This window comes from Eikenella sp. HMSC071B05, assembly GCF_001811325.1.
Taxonomy (GTDB): Bacteria; Pseudomonadota; Gammaproteobacteria; order Burkholderiales; family Neisseriaceae; genus Eikenella; species Eikenella corrodens.
Window position 1 is genome coordinate 31,111 of sequence record NZ_KV804551.1, and the last position, 15,811, is coordinate 46,921.

At 58.4% G+C, this 15,811-nt stretch carries 19 protein-coding genes; 2 read left to right on the forward strand and 17 right to left on the reverse strand.

All coding sequences use genetic code 11. From position 1 onward, the window contains the following. Positions 1-37: 37 nt before the first annotated feature. The 15 genes from dapC to HMPREF2796_RS06370 all read right to left on the reverse strand — a co-directional run bounded on the left by dapC (position 38) and on the right by HMPREF2796_RS06370 (position 12,129). Positions 38-1,231, reverse strand: coding sequence for a succinyldiaminopimelate transaminase (dapC, locus tag HMPREF2796_RS06300; RefSeq protein ID WP_070631996.1), 1,194 nt, complete (start codon positions 1,229-1,231; stop codon positions 38-40). A 368-nt stretch (positions 1,232-1,599) separates the two neighbouring features. Next, positions 1,600-1,794, reverse strand: a complete 195-nt coding sequence (locus tag HMPREF2796_RS06305; RefSeq protein ID WP_070632000.1) for a hypothetical protein — start codon at positions 1,792-1,794, stop codon at positions 1,600-1,602. Further along, positions 1,791-2,558 (reverse strand): lysophospholipid acyltransferase family protein, encoded by a 768-nt coding sequence (locus HMPREF2796_RS06310; RefSeq protein WP_049258689.1) that lies wholly within the window; start codon positions 2,556-2,558, stop codon positions 1,791-1,793. Before HMPREF2796_RS06310 ends, HMPREF2796_RS06305 begins: the two co-directional genes overlap by 4 nt. Continuing rightward, complete coding sequence (gene gmhB / locus HMPREF2796_RS06315) at positions 2,558-3,112, reverse strand: D-glycero-beta-D-manno-heptose 1,7-bisphosphate 7-phosphatase (RefSeq protein ID WP_067524789.1); 555 nt, start codon at positions 3,110-3,112, stop codon at positions 2,558-2,560. Before gmhB ends, HMPREF2796_RS06310 begins: the two co-directional genes overlap by 1 nt. A gap of 15 nt (positions 3,113-3,127) precedes the next feature. Further along, positions 3,128-3,670 (reverse strand): dTDP-4-dehydrorhamnose 3,5-epimerase, encoded by a 543-nt coding sequence (gene rfbC, locus HMPREF2796_RS06320; RefSeq protein WP_049258691.1) that lies wholly within the window; start codon positions 3,668-3,670, stop codon positions 3,128-3,130. Between the two features lie 105 nt (positions 3,671-3,775). After that, on the reverse strand, positions 3,776-4,153 hold the full coding sequence (locus tag HMPREF2796_RS06325) for a DUF488 domain-containing protein (RefSeq protein WP_070632003.1): 378 nt from the start codon (positions 4,151-4,153) through the stop codon (positions 3,776-3,778). 102 nt (positions 4,154-4,255) lie between these two features. Then, a complete protein-coding gene (locus HMPREF2796_RS11530; protein WP_070632006.1) occupies positions 4,256-4,681 on the reverse strand; it encodes a hypothetical protein in 426 nt (141 codons plus the stop codon). A 96-nt stretch (positions 4,682-4,777) separates the two neighbouring features. Further along, entirely contained in the window at positions 4,778-5,971 is a 1,194-nt protein-coding gene (locus tag HMPREF2796_RS06335; RefSeq protein WP_070632008.1) for an amino acid aminotransferase, read from the reverse strand. Positions 5,972-6,146: 175 nt separating this feature from the next. Further along, positions 6,147-6,977, reverse strand: coding sequence for an alpha/beta hydrolase (locus tag HMPREF2796_RS06340; protein ID WP_070632009.1), 831 nt, complete (start codon positions 6,975-6,977; stop codon positions 6,147-6,149). A 173-nt stretch (positions 6,978-7,150) separates the two neighbouring features. Further along, positions 7,151-7,972: an undecaprenyl-diphosphate phosphatase gene (locus tag HMPREF2796_RS06345; RefSeq protein WP_070632011.1), complete on the reverse strand. Its 822-nt coding sequence runs from the start codon at positions 7,970-7,972 to the stop codon at positions 7,151-7,153. An 84-nt stretch (positions 7,973-8,056) separates the two neighbouring features. Continuing rightward, positions 8,057-8,725 carry a thiol:disulfide interchange protein DsbA/DsbL gene (locus HMPREF2796_RS06350; RefSeq protein WP_070632014.1) on the reverse strand — a complete coding sequence of 223 codons (669 nt, stop codon included), beginning with the start codon at positions 8,723-8,725 and terminating at the stop codon, positions 8,057-8,059. A gap of 39 nt (positions 8,726-8,764) precedes the next feature. Beyond that, positions 8,765-9,553 carry an SPOR domain-containing protein gene (locus tag HMPREF2796_RS06355; RefSeq protein WP_070632017.1) on the reverse strand — a complete coding sequence of 263 codons (789 nt, stop codon included), beginning with the start codon at positions 9,551-9,553 and terminating at the stop codon, positions 8,765-8,767. 222 nt (positions 9,554-9,775) lie between these two features. Next, positions 9,776-11,272 carry a YifB family Mg chelatase-like AAA ATPase gene (locus tag HMPREF2796_RS06360; RefSeq protein WP_070632019.1) on the reverse strand — a complete coding sequence of 499 codons (1,497 nt, stop codon included), beginning with the start codon at positions 11,270-11,272 and terminating at the stop codon, positions 9,776-9,778. Between the two features lie 10 nt (positions 11,273-11,282). Next, entirely contained in the window at positions 11,283-11,549 is a 267-nt protein-coding gene (locus HMPREF2796_RS06365) for an accessory factor UbiK family protein (protein ID WP_070632021.1), read from the reverse strand. A 124-nt stretch (positions 11,550-11,673) separates the two neighbouring features. After that, positions 11,674-12,129: a DUF4149 domain-containing protein gene (locus HMPREF2796_RS06370; protein WP_070632026.1), complete on the reverse strand. Its 456-nt coding sequence runs from the start codon at positions 12,127-12,129 to the stop codon at positions 11,674-11,676. 149 nt (positions 12,130-12,278) lie between these two features. On the opposite strand from HMPREF2796_RS06370, the gene ttcA reads away from it, so the two are divergent. After that, entirely contained in the window at positions 12,279-13,232 is a 954-nt protein-coding gene (gene ttcA, locus HMPREF2796_RS06375) for a tRNA 2-thiocytidine(32) synthetase TtcA (protein ID WP_070632029.1), read from the forward strand. Then, positions 13,222-13,905: a CPBP family intramembrane glutamic endopeptidase gene (locus HMPREF2796_RS06380; RefSeq protein WP_070632032.1), complete on the forward strand. Its 684-nt coding sequence runs from the start codon at positions 13,222-13,224 to the stop codon at positions 13,903-13,905. Before ttcA ends, HMPREF2796_RS06380 begins: the two co-directional genes overlap by 11 nt. A 293-nt stretch (positions 13,906-14,198) precedes the next feature. Here HMPREF2796_RS06380 and hemH read toward each other — a convergent pair whose 3' ends face one another. Both hemH and HMPREF2796_RS06390 read right to left on the reverse strand, forming a co-directional pair. Beyond that, complete coding sequence (gene hemH / locus HMPREF2796_RS06385; protein ID WP_070632035.1) at positions 14,199-15,212, reverse strand: ferrochelatase; 1,014 nt, start codon at positions 15,210-15,212, stop codon at positions 14,199-14,201. A 104-nt stretch (positions 15,213-15,316) separates the two neighbouring features. Next, the coding region (locus HMPREF2796_RS06390) for a DNA translocase FtsK (RefSeq protein WP_305765348.1) at positions 15,317-15,811 on the reverse strand (495 nt) is incomplete at its 5' end.

Below are 15,811 nucleotides of genomic sequence, written 5' to 3' on the forward strand. Positions count from 1 at the left end.
TGCGTTGAAGCTCACGCTTTCAGGTAGCCTATTGATGCTATGGGTAGCAACGCCGGCGGATTGCCACGATCTTCTCTGCTGCCGCCACGCAGTCGGCCACGGGGGCGACCAGCGCGATGCGCACATAGCCAGCGCCGGGGTTGCCTTGCGCGGTGTCGCGTGCCAGAAAACGGCCGGGCAGCACTTGGATAGCGGCTTCGCGCCACAGGGTGCGGGCGAAGGTCAAATCGTCGCCATCCGGCGCTTGCAGCCAAATATAGAACGAAGCATCCGGCCGCGTTACCTCAAAGCCCTGCGCCAGAATCGGCAGCACGCGGGCAAATTTTTCCTGATACAGGCGGCGGTTTTCTAACACATGCGTTTCATCGTTCCAGGCGGCGATGCTGGCCATCTGCACGGGAATGCCCATGGCGCTGCCGTGGTAGGTGCGGTAGAGCAGGAAATCTTTGAGCAGCGCGGCATCGCCGGCCACGAAACCGGAGCGCAGGCCGGGCACGTTGGAGCGTTTGGAGAGGCTGGTGAACATCACCAGTTTGCTGAAACCTCGCCCCAATTCGGCAGCAGCCTGCAGGCAGCCGATGGGAGGTTCGCCTTCGAAATAAATTTCGGAATAGCATTCGTCGGCGGCGATGATGAAGCCGTAGCGGCTTTGCAATTCAAAGAGTTCTGCCCAGTCGGCTTTTTGCATCACACTGCCGCAGGGGTTGTGCGGCGAACAAACGAATACCAGTTTCACGCGCTGCCACACGGTCTCAGGAATGCTGCCCCAATCGGGCTTGAAGTGTGGGGCGCGGCAGTTGGCAAACGCAGTTTCCGCCCCGGCCAGGAGCGCGGCGCCTTCGTAAATCTGATAAAACGGATTGGGGCACACCACCACGGGTTGTTCCTGATCGTTACCGCCCAACACCGCTTGCACGAAGGAAAACAGGGCTTCGCGGCTGCCCAGCACGGGCAGGATTTCGCTGCTGGGATCGAGCGCGAGGCCGTAGCGACGTTGCAGGAAGCCGGCACAGGCTTGGCGCAGCTCGGGCAGGCCGGCGGTTTGCGGATAGGCATCGAGGCGCGGCAGGGCGGCGGTGAGCGCATCGGTAATCACGGCGGGGGCAGGGTGTTTGGGCTCGCCGATTTGCAGCGGCACGGGCACAACGCCCTCGGGTGCGCTCACGCCTTGCATCGCTTCGCGCAGGCGGGCAAAGGGGTAGGGCTGGAGTTGGGATAGGTGTGGGTTCATGGCGGGCTGGTGTTTTGTTGTCAGGGGAAAAGGCTATTGTAATCGGCAGGCATGGGATAGGCTACCTGAAAGCGTGAGCTTCAACGCAGTTAAAGCGAACGAAGTGAGTTTCTGCGAAGCTAAAGCGCAGTTAAAAAACGCAGCAGGCGGGTTTCAGGTGTAGCGAACCAACTTAACTTTCGCTATTGCGTTGGTTTGCCTTGCTGGATTTCTGTATTGTCTGCGGCTCACCGCCTGGTATCGAAAGTCAATTCGGCTTGCTATGGCCTTTTGCTGCTTGTGAGCGCAAGGTGCAGCTTGCCACAGAGTACACAGAAATATTTTCAGGTAGCCTTCAAGGCTACCTGAAAACTTATCCAAGGGCGGTTTTAGCCGAAGATGCCCAAATAATACAGCAGACTGGCAATGATGACGGCAATGCCGCTACCGATCAGGATCTGCCGCCAAATGGGGCGGATTTCGCTATGCCGCAAATCGGCGGCAAGATAACGCCACACGAAGAGAAGGGAGGCCAGGGCGAAGACGATGGCCCCGATGGTATCGCCATCCATATTCGGCTTCATACTGCGCTGCCTTGCTGTTCGCTGCTCAGTTTGGCGCCGCCGTAGCAGGGGCCGCGGCCGGTGATGCGGGGCATTTGGCTTTCGATGGTTTCTTCGATGGCGGCGGTGAGCTCGGTGATGCTGCCGGAATCGTGTTTAATCGGCGGGCAAATGATGACGCTGATTTCACCGGGATGTTTGAGGAAAGAGTTTTTTGGCCAAAATTCGCCGCTGTTGAGGGCAACGGGCACGATGTCCATTTCCAGCAGCTGGGCGGTACGGGCGGCGCCACTCTTATAGCGGCCTTTGCTGCCGGGCGGCATGCGCGTGCCTTCGGGGAAAATGGTGATCCAATAGCCTTGCGCTTTGCGTTTGCTGCCTTGCTCGATGATTTGGGCGGAGGCTTTGCCGGGGTTGCGGCGGTCGATGCCGATGGTGCCGGCGAGCTTGAGCCCCCAGCCGAAGAAGGGAATGCGGAACAGCTCGCGCTTGGCTACGAATACCTGGGGCGGGAAGATTTTCTGCGTGGCCAGCGTTTCCCAGCCGGATTGGTGTTTGCAGCAGATAATGGCGGGGCCTGCTGGGATGTTTTCTGCGCCTTCCACGCGGTATTTGAGGCCGACGATGTTTTCCAGGAGCCACATCAGCATCAGCGCCCAGCGGGTGGCGAGGGCGTGGAGGGCGCCCGGGATGGGGGCGGTGAGCAGCATCAAGAGGAACAGGGGCGGCGTGATGATGGCCATCAGCAGCCAGTAGGTGAGGTTGCGTATCCAGAGTGAGAACATTAGGCCTCCTGTTCGTCGCCGGTTTGGATGAGGTGGTGGGCGAAGGCAAGCAGATCGTCAAACACTTGGGTGTTTTCAGGTAGCCCGCCGGCGGCGAGGGTTTTCTTGCCTTTGCCGGTGAGCACGAGCACGGGCAGGCCGCCCACGGCGTCGATGGCTTGCAAATCGCGCAGGCTGTCGCCCACGAGATACACGCCGCGTGCGTCGGTGTTGAAGCGGTTGAGGATGTCTTCCACCATGCCGGGCTTGGGCTTGCGGCAGGAGCAGTGGTCGGCATCGGTGTGCGGGCAAAACCAGATGCCGTCGATGCTGCCGCCGGCTTCATTGGCCAGGCGGTGCATTTTTTCGTGCATTTCGTTGAGGTCTTGCATGGAAAAATAGCGGCGGCCGATGCCGGATTGGTTGGTGGCGATTACAACGGTATAGTCGGCCTGTTTGAACAGCGCCACGGCATCCATGCTGCCGGGCAGGGGAATCCATTCGTCTTCGGATTTCACAAAATCGTCGCGGTCTTGGTTGAGCACGCCGTCGCGGTCGAGGATGATGAGTTTCATGGTTTCAGGTAGCCTTTAATCGAATAATACGGCCTGTGCCAGCAGACTGCCGGCGGCATCTTTGCCGGAAAGCAGCGGCGGGGCGGCCAGCGGCCAGTCGATGCCCACGGCGGGGTCGTGCCAAAACAGGGTGTGTTCGTGGTCGGGCTGGTAGTAGTTGGTGCATTTATACACGATGTCGGCGTGGCTGTCGGTGGTGTAGAAGCCGTGTGCGAAGCCGGGCGGAATCCACATTTGGTAGCGGTTTTCGGCAGAAAGCACTGCGCCCACCCAATGGCCGAAAGTGGGCGAGGAGCGGCGCAAATCCACGGCCACGTCGAACACGCTGCCCGCCACCACGCGCACCAGCTTGCCTTGCGGGCAAACGGTTTGATAGTGCAGGCCGCGCAGCACGCCATGCTCGGAGCGGGAGTGGTTTTCCTGCACGAAAGTGTGGTGGCCGATGTGCTCGCGAAACCAGTTGTCGCGGAAGGTTTCCATAAAGAAGCCGCGCTCGTCGCCGTGGGCTTCTGGCTCGATGATTTTCACATCGGGCAGGGCGGTGTCGAAAATATTCATACGGTGTGTGTGTGAATGGGATGAAAGCTCTATTTTACCGAGAATGCGGCGTTTGAGGCTACCTGAAAGTGTGAGCTTCAACGAAGTTAAAACAGTTCAAACGCCTCAAGCGCCATCGCCCCAATCCACCTTTTTCCAGCCCAACACCTCGGCCAATACTGAAAGATGGCTCTGCTGCGGGCAGCGCACGGCGGTGAGCAACACGGTATCCGGCGCGGCGGCAAGCTGCGTTTTCAGCGCCAGCAGCGCGGCATGGGCGCTGCCGCTTTGCAGCTCTTCGGTGTAGCGGGCGGCAAATTCGGGGAAACGCTCTTGCGGTGCGGCGTGATACCAGCGGCGCAGCTCGGTGGAAGGCGCAATGTCTTTGAGCCACTGCACGGCGGCGAAGGTTTCTTTGCGGATGCCGCGCGGGTAGAGGCGGTCGCAGAAAATGGCGGGGACGGCAGAGGGCGTGTAGCCGTAGATGCGTCGGATGGCTGGCATGGCAGGGCTTTCTGATGAGGGGAGGCGGGATGTTTTCAGGTAGCCTTTGCGCGGCTTGGGGCTACCTGAAAAATAGTTGGCACTGGCGGCGTGAAGCTTGCTCTAGAAATTGCAAATACAGAACACTTGATCATTTTTCAAATATGCGTGCAGGAAACAGTAATTCACCTCTGCTTCAAATGTTACGCTGCAAGATGGTGTGATGATTTGATGGTTTTCTTTGTTTCGGATGGTGAAGGTGATATTCAGCCTGCTTTTTCCTTTAAAATCCAGGATCGATCTGCTCTCATCGAAATGAGAAGGGGTGCTGTCGGGCGGTATGTCTTGGTTGATGATGTAGGTTTTATTGTTGATTTCGAGTTTTTCCAGATATGGGGTGCCAGATTGGTTGTTGTGCAGCAGGTTGATGGAATAATACTTGCTTTGGGTGAGAGTAATCAGGAAATAGCCTGCTAATATCAGCAAGATGAGGGTTATCAGCAAACTCTTGATCAAGAGTTTGATATGGCTTCTGGCGGGTTTCTTCATGGTTTTCTCGGTGAGATTGGGCGCTTTGGGGAAAGGCTACCTGAAAATCGGTCTACACCGTTTTCAGGTAGCCTTCTTATTCAAGCCTGCCTGCGTTTATTTCAATACTTCGGCGAAGGCATTGGCCACGTAGTCGATATTCTGCTCGTTCAGGCCGGCTACGCACATGCGGCCGTTGCTCACCATATAAATGGCAAATTCGCCCTGCAGGCGTTCCACCTGTTCGGGAGAAAGGCCGGTGAAGCTGAACATGCCGCGCTGTTTGGTGAAATAGCTGAAATCGCGGCCGGGCACTTTGGCGCTGAGCACTTCCTGCAGTTTTTGGCGCATGGCGCGGATGCGGTCGCGCATTTCATACACTTCGCCTTCCCATTGTTTGAACAGGGTTGCGTTATTCATCACGCCGTCCACCACGAAGCCGCCGTGGGCAGGGGGGCTGGAATAAATGCGGCGTACGGTGAATTTGAGCTGGCCGAGCACGAGCTTGGCTTCTTCGGCGCTGGGGCACACCACGGAGAGGCCGCCCACGCGTTCGCCATAGAGCGAGAGGTTTTTGGAGAAGGAGTTGCTGATGAAAACAGACAAGCCGAGTTCGACGGCGCGGCGGATGGCGTAAACGTCGCTTGCCATGTCTTCGGCGAAGCCTTGGTAGGCGATGTCCATAAAGGGGATGAGGCCGACTTCTTTCACGATTTGCAGGATTTCGTCCCATTGGCTGCGGCTCAAATCCACACCGGTGGGGTTGTGGCAGCAGGGGTGCAGCACCACTACGTCGTGTTGCTTGAGCGTGCGGAAGAAGGCTTTCATTTCTTCGAATTTCACACCGATGGTGGCGGGGTCGTAGTAGGGATATTTGCCCACTTCGAAGCCGGCGCCTTCAAAAATGCCGATGTGGTTGCCCCAGGTTGGGTCGCTCACGTAGCACTTGGCCTGCGGAAACCAGGCGTGGATAAAATCGGCACCCACGCGCAGCGCGCCGGAGCCGCCGAGCGATTGGATGGTGGCGATGCGGCCTTCTTTTACGGCGGGATGGTCGGCACCGAACAGCAGGTTTTGGCAGGCGCTGCGGTAGGCGGCCAGGCCTTCCATGGGCAGGTAGCCGCGCGGGCGCGGGCTCTCGGCAAGGGCGCGTTCAACGGTTTTCACGCACTCGAGCACGGGCAGGCGGCCTTCGCCGTCGTAATAAACGCCCACGCCGAGGTTTACTTTCTCGCTGCGCGGGTCTTGGTTGTATTTTTCCATCAGGCCGAGGATGGGATCGCCGGGGTAGAACTCAACGTGCCGAAACATGGGTGTCTTCCTTTTTTATCGGGTGGAACAATTAATATGGAAAGGGTAATGCCGGGGCAATTTTACGCTGATTTCGGCGGCAAGGGCTACCTGAAAAAACGGAATGTTGAAAAAGAAAAATAGTGGCACTCCCTGGCTGCAATTACAGGAGTGCTGCTATACGCGTTTTCCGGCTTTATTCGCTATGTCGGTTGAAGAAATCCAGCAGCTGCGTTTCGTAGCCGCCCAGGCCGGAGAGGCCGAGGTGGGTGCCGTTGGGGATGAGGATCAGCTGTTTGGGCTCTTGGGCGAGATCGAATAGGATTTGCGAGTGTTTGGCGGGGATGACTTGGTCGGCGGTGCCGTGCATCAGCAGCAGGGGGATGGGGCTGATTTGCGCCACGAAGCGGCGGGCGCTGTAGCGGTTGCCCACTAGGATGCCGGCACCGGGGAGTTTGTCGTTGGCGATGCTGGAATAAGAAGAGAAGGTGGATTCGATGGCCACGGCGCGCACGCCGGCTTTGTTGCCTGCGCCCACCACGGCAATGGCGTTGGTGCCGCCCAGGCTCTGGCCGAACACGAGCAGGCGTTCGGGGTTGACATCGGGGCGGCTGCGCACATAATCCAACGCGGCGTTGCTGTCGGCAAACAGGCCTTCGGGGCTGGGCTCGCCTTCAGATTGGCCGTAGCCGCGATAGTCGAACAGGAAAACGTTGTAGCCGTGTTCGGGCAGCCATTTCACGGCCTGCCAGTGGGCGGTGAGGTTTTGCGCGTTGCCGTGGAAGTGGATGATGGTGGCGCGGGCTTGCTTGGCATCAGCCACGCCGCGTGCGTGCACAAACCAGCCGTGCAGGCGTGTGCCGTCGGCGCTTTGGAATGAGACGTTTTCGTAGGGCAGGCCGGATTGGGCGGGCGAGCCGTAGTCGGCATGGTCGGGATAATAAAAGGCTTGCTTGGCGCAGGAGGACAGGCCGAACAGGATGGCGAGGAGGGCAGCTAGGCCGAAGAGAATGGATTTGTATTTCATGGTTAGAGTGGGAGGCAGCCTTGGTGCGGAGGCTACCTGAAAAATAGCATAGCCGTTTTAGCTTTGCTTTAACTTGCGTTATTTGTTTCAGGTAGCCTTTATTGTTTTTGGGTTGAGGCTACCTGAAAAAGATAAATGAGTCTGTTTCAGCCAGCCTTGCCTGATTGGCTGTTCTACCAATTCACCCAGCCGCACAGCCAAGTGAGCAGGATGATGCCGCCGAAGATGATGCGGTAGTAGGCGAAGGGCACAAAATTTTTGCTGGACACAAAACGCAGCAGGGCTTTTACGGCGATGAGGCCGGAAGCAAAAGCGGCGGCAAAGCCGATGGCGATGAGGCCGAGCTCCTGCGAGGAAAAGGCGCTGAGGTTTTTTAAAATGCTGTAGCCGGAGGCGGCCACCATAATCGGCACGGCGAGGAAGAAGGAAAATTCGGTGGCGGTTTTGCGGTCGAGCCCCCACACCATGCCGCCCATGATGGTGCTGCCGGAGCGGGAAGTGCCGGGAATCAGAGCTAAAATTTGAAATAGGCCTACGGCCAGCGCATCACGCGGGCGCATATCGTCCACACTGCGCACTTTCGGCGGTACGCGGCTTTGCCGTTTTTCAATCCACAAAATCAAAAAGCCGCCCACCACCAGCGCCGCAGCCACGCTCACGGGGTTGAACAGCACTTTTTCGATGAAGTCGTTGAGCAGCAGGCCGATGGCGGCGGCAGGAATGAAGGCGATGGCCAGGTTGAGCACGAAGCGGTTGGCCAGCCGGTCTTTGCCGATATGGGTGAGCACATGGGTAAAGCGGGCGCGGTATTCATACACCACGGCAAGGATGGCACCGAGCTGGATGGCGATGTTGAATACGGCATGGCTTTCGGCATCGAAGCCGATGAGGCTGCCGGCCACAATCAGGTGGCCGGTGCTGGAAATAGGCAGAAATTCGGTGAGGCCTTCGATGATGCCGAGGAAGAGGGCTTTGAAGGCGAGGAGCAGGTTCATTGGTCAAACTCTTAAAACGTGGGGTCAATGTTTTTCAGGTAGCCTGTATCGGAGTACGGGCTACCTGAAAATTGATGTGCCGCTTTAGCGGTTGGCTTGGCCGGCGATGGCTGCGCCGCGGCTGCGCACTATGGTGCGCGGAGCAGGAGCGGGCATGCCGCGTTCGGCGCGTACTTTTTCAATCAGCTCTTGCATCACGGCCATGTTTTTGGAGTCGGTCAGCTCGTATTTGCCACCCACCACCACCGTCGGGGTTTTGGTGATGTTGTAGGTAACGGTTTGCTGCTGCATGGTTTGGGCGGCTGCGGCGGCCTGCGGGCTGTTATAGGCGGCGAGCAGGCGGCTGCCGTAGGGTTGCTGCTGAATCCAGTTTTTCAGGCTGGTTTCGTCGGTTACAACGCCGTCCATCAGGGCTTTGAAGATGGCCTGATTGGCTTGGCGGGAGAGGCCGGTGGATTTCACGGCAGCAGCCAGACGGGCGAGGGTTTGGTGGGCAGGCTGCCACACCACGTGCTCTTGGCGCAATACGGTGTCGGAGGCGAAGCGTTTGCTTTGCTGTTCGATAGTCGGTTCAAGGTGTTGGCAGTGGATGCAGAAATAGCCGAAGAATTCGGTTACTTCGATTTTGTCGGAATGCACGGGTTTGATCACATTGCTGCGCACAATGTAGTCGGTGCCTTCCACGGCTTTGGCTTGGGCAGCAGTGACGGCGAAGACAGTGAGTGCGGAGAGGATCAGGGCTTTCAGTTTCATTTTAATCTTTCGTTATTTAAGGATGGAAGGAGGATGGGGTTAATCGGCTTGGCGGGGGAGGGTGTCGATGCCGTTGCCGCGCAATTTGTCGCTGAGGGCTTGGGCTTCGGCACGGCTGAGGCGGCCGCTTTGGATGCGATATACGGTTTGGCCGTCGCTGCGTTTGCTGCTGGCCACGCGGGCGTTCACGCCGAGCATGGCGAGTTTGGCGCGTTGGGTGTCGGCGGCTTGCGGGTTGTTGTAGGAGCCCATCTGCACGATATAGCGGCCGTTGCCGCCGCTGTGCGCTTCGGCATTACGTTGGGCACGCTGCTCGGCAGCTTTAGCCTCGGCTTCGCGTGCCGCTTTGGCTTCGGCTTCACGCCGCTGGCGGCGGGCTTGCTCGCGGGCACGCTCTACGTTGCCGCTTTCCAAAATCTGTTCAGGCGTGGGCTTGGCTTCCGGTTCAGGCTTGCGCTGCGGTTCGCGCGGTTTGGTTTGTACGGGTTTATCTTCCTGCGCGGGTTTCTCCTCCTGGCGTTGCGCAGGGGTGCTGGCCTGCTGCGGCACGGAGGCGGCTACGGGCGGTTTGTCGGTGATGTCGCCGGGCGGCAGGGCGTAACGGCCTCTGTCGGAACCGGCGGTGGTGTCGCTCGGGCGCTGTTCGGGCTGGCGCTCTTGGCGCGGCGTGAGGATTTCGGGCTGGATTTCGGTTTTCGGCGCTTCGGGCTGTTTGATGCCGGAGGGCGTGTTGTTGAGGAAATACAAAACCACGCCGATGATGAGGGTGGCAAGCAGGAGGCCGAATATAAAGCCGGAAAGGCCTTTACCGTAGGGTTTGTTTTGCATGGGGGAAATGGATTGCTAAAAAGGTGCCGCATTTTATCAAAACCGTTTGCTGCGGCGGAAGCTTTTTACATGTTCTTTCAGGCAGACGGGCGGTTTCAGGTAGCCTGGGGGAAGCACGGGGGGAGGCTGCCTGAAAATCCGTTTCTTTAAAGAGTGAATCTAAATGGGGCATACTGTTGCATTGGTTCGCCCGGCTGTGTGTACTTACGGCCAGCCGTCTTTTCAAGACGGGGTGCGGCGGAAGCTCACGGCCTGCATCACGTGGCGCTGGTTTACGGTGTCGCTGCCGGCCAAGTCGGCCAGGGTGCGGGCGATGCGTAGGATGCGGTGGTAGCTGCGGGCGGAAAGCGAGAGTTTTTCCAACACGGCGGAGAGGGCGGCTTTGGCTTCGGGCTCGATGGCGGCCAGCTCGTCCAGTTCGGTTACGTTGAGTAGGGCGTTGCTTTTGCCTTGCCGCCGCTGTTGGCGCTCGCGCGCGGCCAGTACGCGTTCCCGCACGGCGGCGCTGGGCTCGCCGGGTGCGGCCTGGGTGAGCTCGGCGGCGGAGAGGGCGGGCACTTCGATAATCAAATCAATCCTGTCCAGAAGCGGGCCGGAAATTTTGCCGCGATAACGGGCAATGCTTTCGGGCGTGCAGCGGCAGGGTTTGGCGGGGTGGCCGAGGTAGCCGCAAGGGCAGGGATTCATGGCGGCGACCAGCTGGAAGCGGGCGGGATAGGTGGCTTGGCGGCTGGCGCGGGAAATGTGGATAAGGCCGTTTTCCAGCGGCTCGCGCAGCATTTCCAGCACCTTGCGGTCGAATTCGGGCAATTCGTCGAGAAACAATACGCCGTTGTGCGCCAGGGAAATTTCGCCGGGCTTGGGATCGGAACCGCCGCCCACCATGGCGGCGGCACTGGCGCTGTGGTGCGGCGAACGGAAGGGGCGGCGGCGGGAGAAACTGTGTTGCTGGGGCAGCAGCGAACGCAGTGCCCAGGTTTCGGTGATTTCGTCGTCGGAGAGTAGCGGCAGGATGCCGGGCAGGCGTTGCGCCAGCATGGATTTTCCGGTGCCGGGCGGACCGCTCATCAGGATACTGTGGCCGCCGGCAGCGGCAATTTCAAGCGCGAGCCGCGCGGTGTGCTGGCCTTTTACGTCTTGCAGGTCGGGATAGGGTGCTTCTTCAGCTGCATCGGTATTGGCTTGGCAGCGGGGGAGGGCGGCGATACCGTTGAGGTGTGCCGCCACGGCCACCAGGCTTTCGGCAGCCAATACTTCGGCGCGTTCAATCAGCGCGGCTTGTTGGGCGCTTTCTTGCGGCAAAATAAAACGGCGCTGCGCCTGCGTGCTCTGCCACACCATGGCCAGCGCACCGCGCACCGGGCGCAGCAGGCCGGACAGAGCCAGCTCGCCGGCCAGTTCGTATTTGGCCAATTCTTCGGGCGAAATAGCGATTTGGCCGGAGGCTGCAAGGATGCCCACGGCAATCGGCAGGTCGAAACGGCCGGATTCTTTGGGCAGATCTGCCGGGGCAAGGTTTACAGTGATTTTTTTGGCGGGAAAATCGAAGCCGCTTTGAATGATGGCGGCGCGCACGCGGTCGCGGCTTTCTTTCACTTCAGTGTCGGGCAGGCCGACGATATTGAACGCGGGCAGGCCGTTGGCCAAGTGGGCTTCCACTTCCACCAAGGGCGCGGCCATGCCGCTGAGCGCTCGGCTGTATACCACCGCCAAACTCATGCTGCGCTTCCTATTGCTGTTCGGAAGGGTTGGGCAGGGCGGCCGGAGCGTCGGCTTCCAGCTTGGCCAGGCGCGCTTCTAAGGCGGCCAGTTTTTCGCGGGTTTTGATGAGCACCTGCTGTTGGATGTCGAACTCTTCGCGCGTTACCAAATCGAGCTTGCCGAATGTGCTGCCGAGCAGGGTTTTCACGTTTTTTTCCACGTCTTTCACCGGGCTTTCGGCGATGGCGCCGCCGATTTTTCCGGCAAGTTCGTCGAGGATTTGTTTGGCCAGCATGGGGTTTCCTTTATTTTTGAAGGGTTGGGATGAGGCGCATTGTATAAGTGCGGGCATGGGGCGGCAAGCGGTTAAAGGCTACCTGAAACGCGGCTAAACTTTCAGGTAGCCTTTTCAATCAGACTTATTGCCACTCAAAACGCAATAGGCGCATGATTAAAAACAGGCCGAGCAGGCTGATGAGCACATACAGGCTGCTGGACATGCTGTGCCAGAAAGACAGCTCGCCGCCGAGCAGATTGGATAGCCAATGCGTCTGTCCGCTGCGCAGAGCACGGATAAGCGGCACCAGCGCAAATTGTGAAATGGCCAGCAGCAGCCAGGTGAGGGCGACGGTGCGCGAGCTGAGTTTGCTGTGTTGGCCGTAGCTGCGTTTCTGTGCCGAGAGGCCGGCCAAATAAAGGATGGCCCACACAAACAGCCCGATATAGTTCACTGCGCTAAACAGCACACCGGCCAGGTTGCCGGCCTGCTCTTTGGGCAGAGATTGAAACAATAGCGGCGCCACACCGTAGCCGGCCAAAAGATACGCGCCAAACCACACGGCAGCCAACAGGGCCAACACTCGATTTGCAAACATTCGTTTCCTTTCTCTGCTTTTTGTTTAAAACGAAACGCAGTGTACCGTATTCTTTGCATACTTTCAGCTGCCGGGCCGATACTTTACCTGCTATAAAATCAGCCTACATTGCGTTACAATCCCGCACTTTACGTTGCCAACACACCATTATGTCCAATAAACCCAAACACGAACACGAAGCCAACAAACTGCACAAACGCCTGCGCCATGCCGTGGGCCATGCGATTAACGATTTCAATATGATTGAACAGGGCGATAAAGTCATGGTCTGCCTCTCCGGCGGCAAAGACAGCTACGCCCTCTTAGACATCCTGCGCCACCTGCAAGCCTCCGCGCCGATCGATTTCGAGCTGGTGGCAGTAAACCTCGACCAAAAACAGCCCGGCTTTCCCGAGCACGTGTTGCCGGAATATCTGACTTCTATCGGCGTGCCCTTCAAAATTGTGGAAGAAGACACCTATTCCACCGTGAAGCGCGTACTCGATGAAGGCAAAACCACCTGCTCGCTGTGCAGCCGGCTGCGGCGCGGCATCCTCTACCGCACGGCCAAAGAGCTGGGCTGCACCAAAATCGCGCTCGGCCACCACCGCGACGACATCCTTGCCACCCTGTTTTTAAACATGTTCTACGGCGGCAAACTCAAAGCCATGCCGCCCAAGCTGGTGAGCGACAACGGCGAGCACATCGTGATCCGCCCGCTGGCCTATGTGAAAGAAAAAGACTTGATCAAATACGCCGAAATCAAGCAATTCCCCATCATTCCCTGCAACCTGTGCGGCTCGCAGCCCAATCTGCAGCGGCAGGTGGTGAGCGAAATGCTGAAAGACTGGGACAAACGCTTCCCCGGCCGCATCGAAAGCATGTTTTCCGCCTTGCAAAACGTGGTGCCCTCGCATTTGGCCGATACCGAACTGTTTGATTTCGCGGGGTTGCAACGTGGTCAGACCCTGAAACACGGCGGCGATTTGGCCTTCGACAGCGAAACCGTTTCCTTTAACGCCCCGCGCGACGACGAAGACGAAGGGCTACCTGAAAAACCCGCACGCAAAGTAATTAATATCTTGGGCAGCAAGCCGAAAACCGGAGGCTGCGGTGCGGGATAAATTCATTTCACTCTTACAGTTTATCCCCCTGCTGATGCTGACGCAGGTGCTGCCGACATTGGCCTGGCTGCTCGGCGGCATGGGTAAAAGCCTAGCCGCCCAGGCCTTGGCCGCACTGCTGTTTACGGTTGCCGCCGCGGCCATATGCAGGCTATATCTGCAGCTCTACCTGAAGCAGGCAGACGGTTATTTCCATGATTGGAAAAGCCGGTTTTCCGGCAAAAAACTGCTGTGGGCGGCGGGCTATATTGCGCTGATGCTGGCCACCAATCCGCTCTACGAAATGCTGATGGCCGCGCTGGGCGTAGAAAGCAGCGTGGACAACCTGCGAAACCAACGCATGGTTATGGAAATGCTGCAACGCGCCCCGCTGATGATGATGGCCTATATCGTGCTGTTTGCGCCGGTTTTGGAAGAGTTGCTGCTGCGCGGCATTTTTTTTCAAAGCTTCGGCAGCATCGAAAACCGCGGCAAACGCTGGCTGCTGCTGGTGCTGTCTGCCTTCGTCTTCGGCAGCCTGCACAGCCCGCCGGTGCATTACGATTTCCTGCTGTATTTCGCCATGGGCCTGGTGCTCGGTGCGGCCTATCTGCACACCAAAGATTTGAAATACCCGATTTTGATTCATATGGTAAACAACGCATTGGGCTTGGCCGGGATGTTGTTTGAGTGAGCATGGGGAAAGGCTGCCTGAAAGCAGTATATTGATTTTCAGGTAGCCTGATGGAGATGGCAGAGTCGACAGACGAATGAACGGAACGTAACGTAACGGCAAACAAGTATGCCGCCACTTTATGTATGAATAAGAACAAAGGCTACCTGAAAGTTTCAGGTAGCCTTTGTTACGGCGGATGAACAAAAACGCTACAGCGTTGGTTCGCCTTGCCGCTACCGGCTGTATTGCTACGCCCCGCCGCCTGGCTCCGTTCATTGTTAAACCGCTATATATTTTCAGGTAGCCTCACGCTACACCCAGCCGCCCAGATTTTCCTGAGCGATATCGGCCAGGGCGGCGATGAAGGCGGGGTTGTCGTTGAGGCAGGGAATGAAGCGGAAGGTTTGGCCGCCGGCTTCATGGAATTGTTCGCGGCCTTGGATGGCGATCTCTTCCAGGGTTTCCAGGCAGTCGCTCACGAAGCCGGGGCAGAATACGTCGAGCTCGCGGATTTGCTGTTTGGCGGGCAGTTCGGTGAGCAGGTCAGATGTGGCCGGGCCTATCCAGCGGGCGCGGCCGAAGCGGCTTTGGAAGCTGATATACCACTCTTGGGCGGAGAGTTGCAGGGCTTCGGCCAGCAGTTGGGCGCTGGCTCGGCATTCGATTTCATAGGGGTCGCCCTGCTGCACGGAGGCTTCGGGGATGCCATGGAAGCTGAACAGTATGCGCTGGCCGCGGCCATGCTGCTGCCAGTAGGCGCGGATATGCGCGGCCATGGCTTGGATGTAGTCGGGATGGTTGTAGAAACGGCTGATGGTGCGCAGGCTGATTTGGTTGCGCTGTTTGAGCAGTTCGTTCAATACCTTATCTAGCGCGGCACCGCTACTGCTGGCGGCGTATTGCGGATAGAGGGGGATAGCGAGCAGGCGGTCTACGCCTTGGGCTTTCATGGCGGCGATGGCGTCGGCCACGGCCGGCTCGCCGTAGGACATGGCGTGCCCCACCAGCACTTGCGGCAGCTCGGTTTGCAGGGCGGCAGCCTGTTTGGCGGTAATCACGGCCAAGGGCGAGCCTTCGTGTTGCCAGATTTGGCGATAACCGTGTGCGCTTTTTTTAGCGCGGAAAGGCAGGATGATGCCGCGCAGCAGGGGCTGCCACAACAGGCGCGGCAGCTCGACCACGCGTTGGTCGGATAAAAATTCGCGCAGGAAAGGGCGCACGGCTTCGGGCGTGGGCGCGGCCGGCGTGCCGAGGTTGATCAGCAGAATGCCGACTCTGGCTTGCTGATGTGCACCGTGCGGCGGCTCGGGTTGGAAGTGGGGCATGGGGGTTCCTTGGGTGTGTTTTTAGTGGGCTACCTGAAAAAGCTGAATAGGGTTTCAGGTAGCCTTTATATTTGTTTGATAGAAGGCTACCTGAAAAATACTGTCTACAAATCATCCTTTCTGGCCAATATCTTACGCGCCCCGCTTACGTCGGCGGGGGAGACGATGCCTGCGTCTTCCAAGGCCTGCATCAGGTTGGCGGCGCGGTTGTAGCCGATGCGCAGTTGGCGTTGCAGCGAGGAGATGGAAGTTTTGCGGCTTTCCAGAATGAAGGCAACGGCTTGGTCGAATAGTTCGTCGCTGCCGGCATTGGGGTTGACGGCGTTTACGGTTTCTTGCGCGGCTTCGCCGGAGAGCAGGCCTTCGATGTAGTTGGCGCCCTGCTGGCGTTTGGCAAAGGAGGCCACTTCGTGCACTTCGTGGTCGCTCACAAATGCGCCTTGCAGGCGCACGGGCTCGGCGCTGCCGGGCTGGAGGAAGAGGAGATCGCCATATTTGAGCAGGTCTTCCGCGCCCATTTGGTCGAGGATGGTGCGGCTGTCGATGCGGCTTTGCACAGTGAAGGCCATGCGGGTGGGGATGTTGGCCTTAATCAGGCC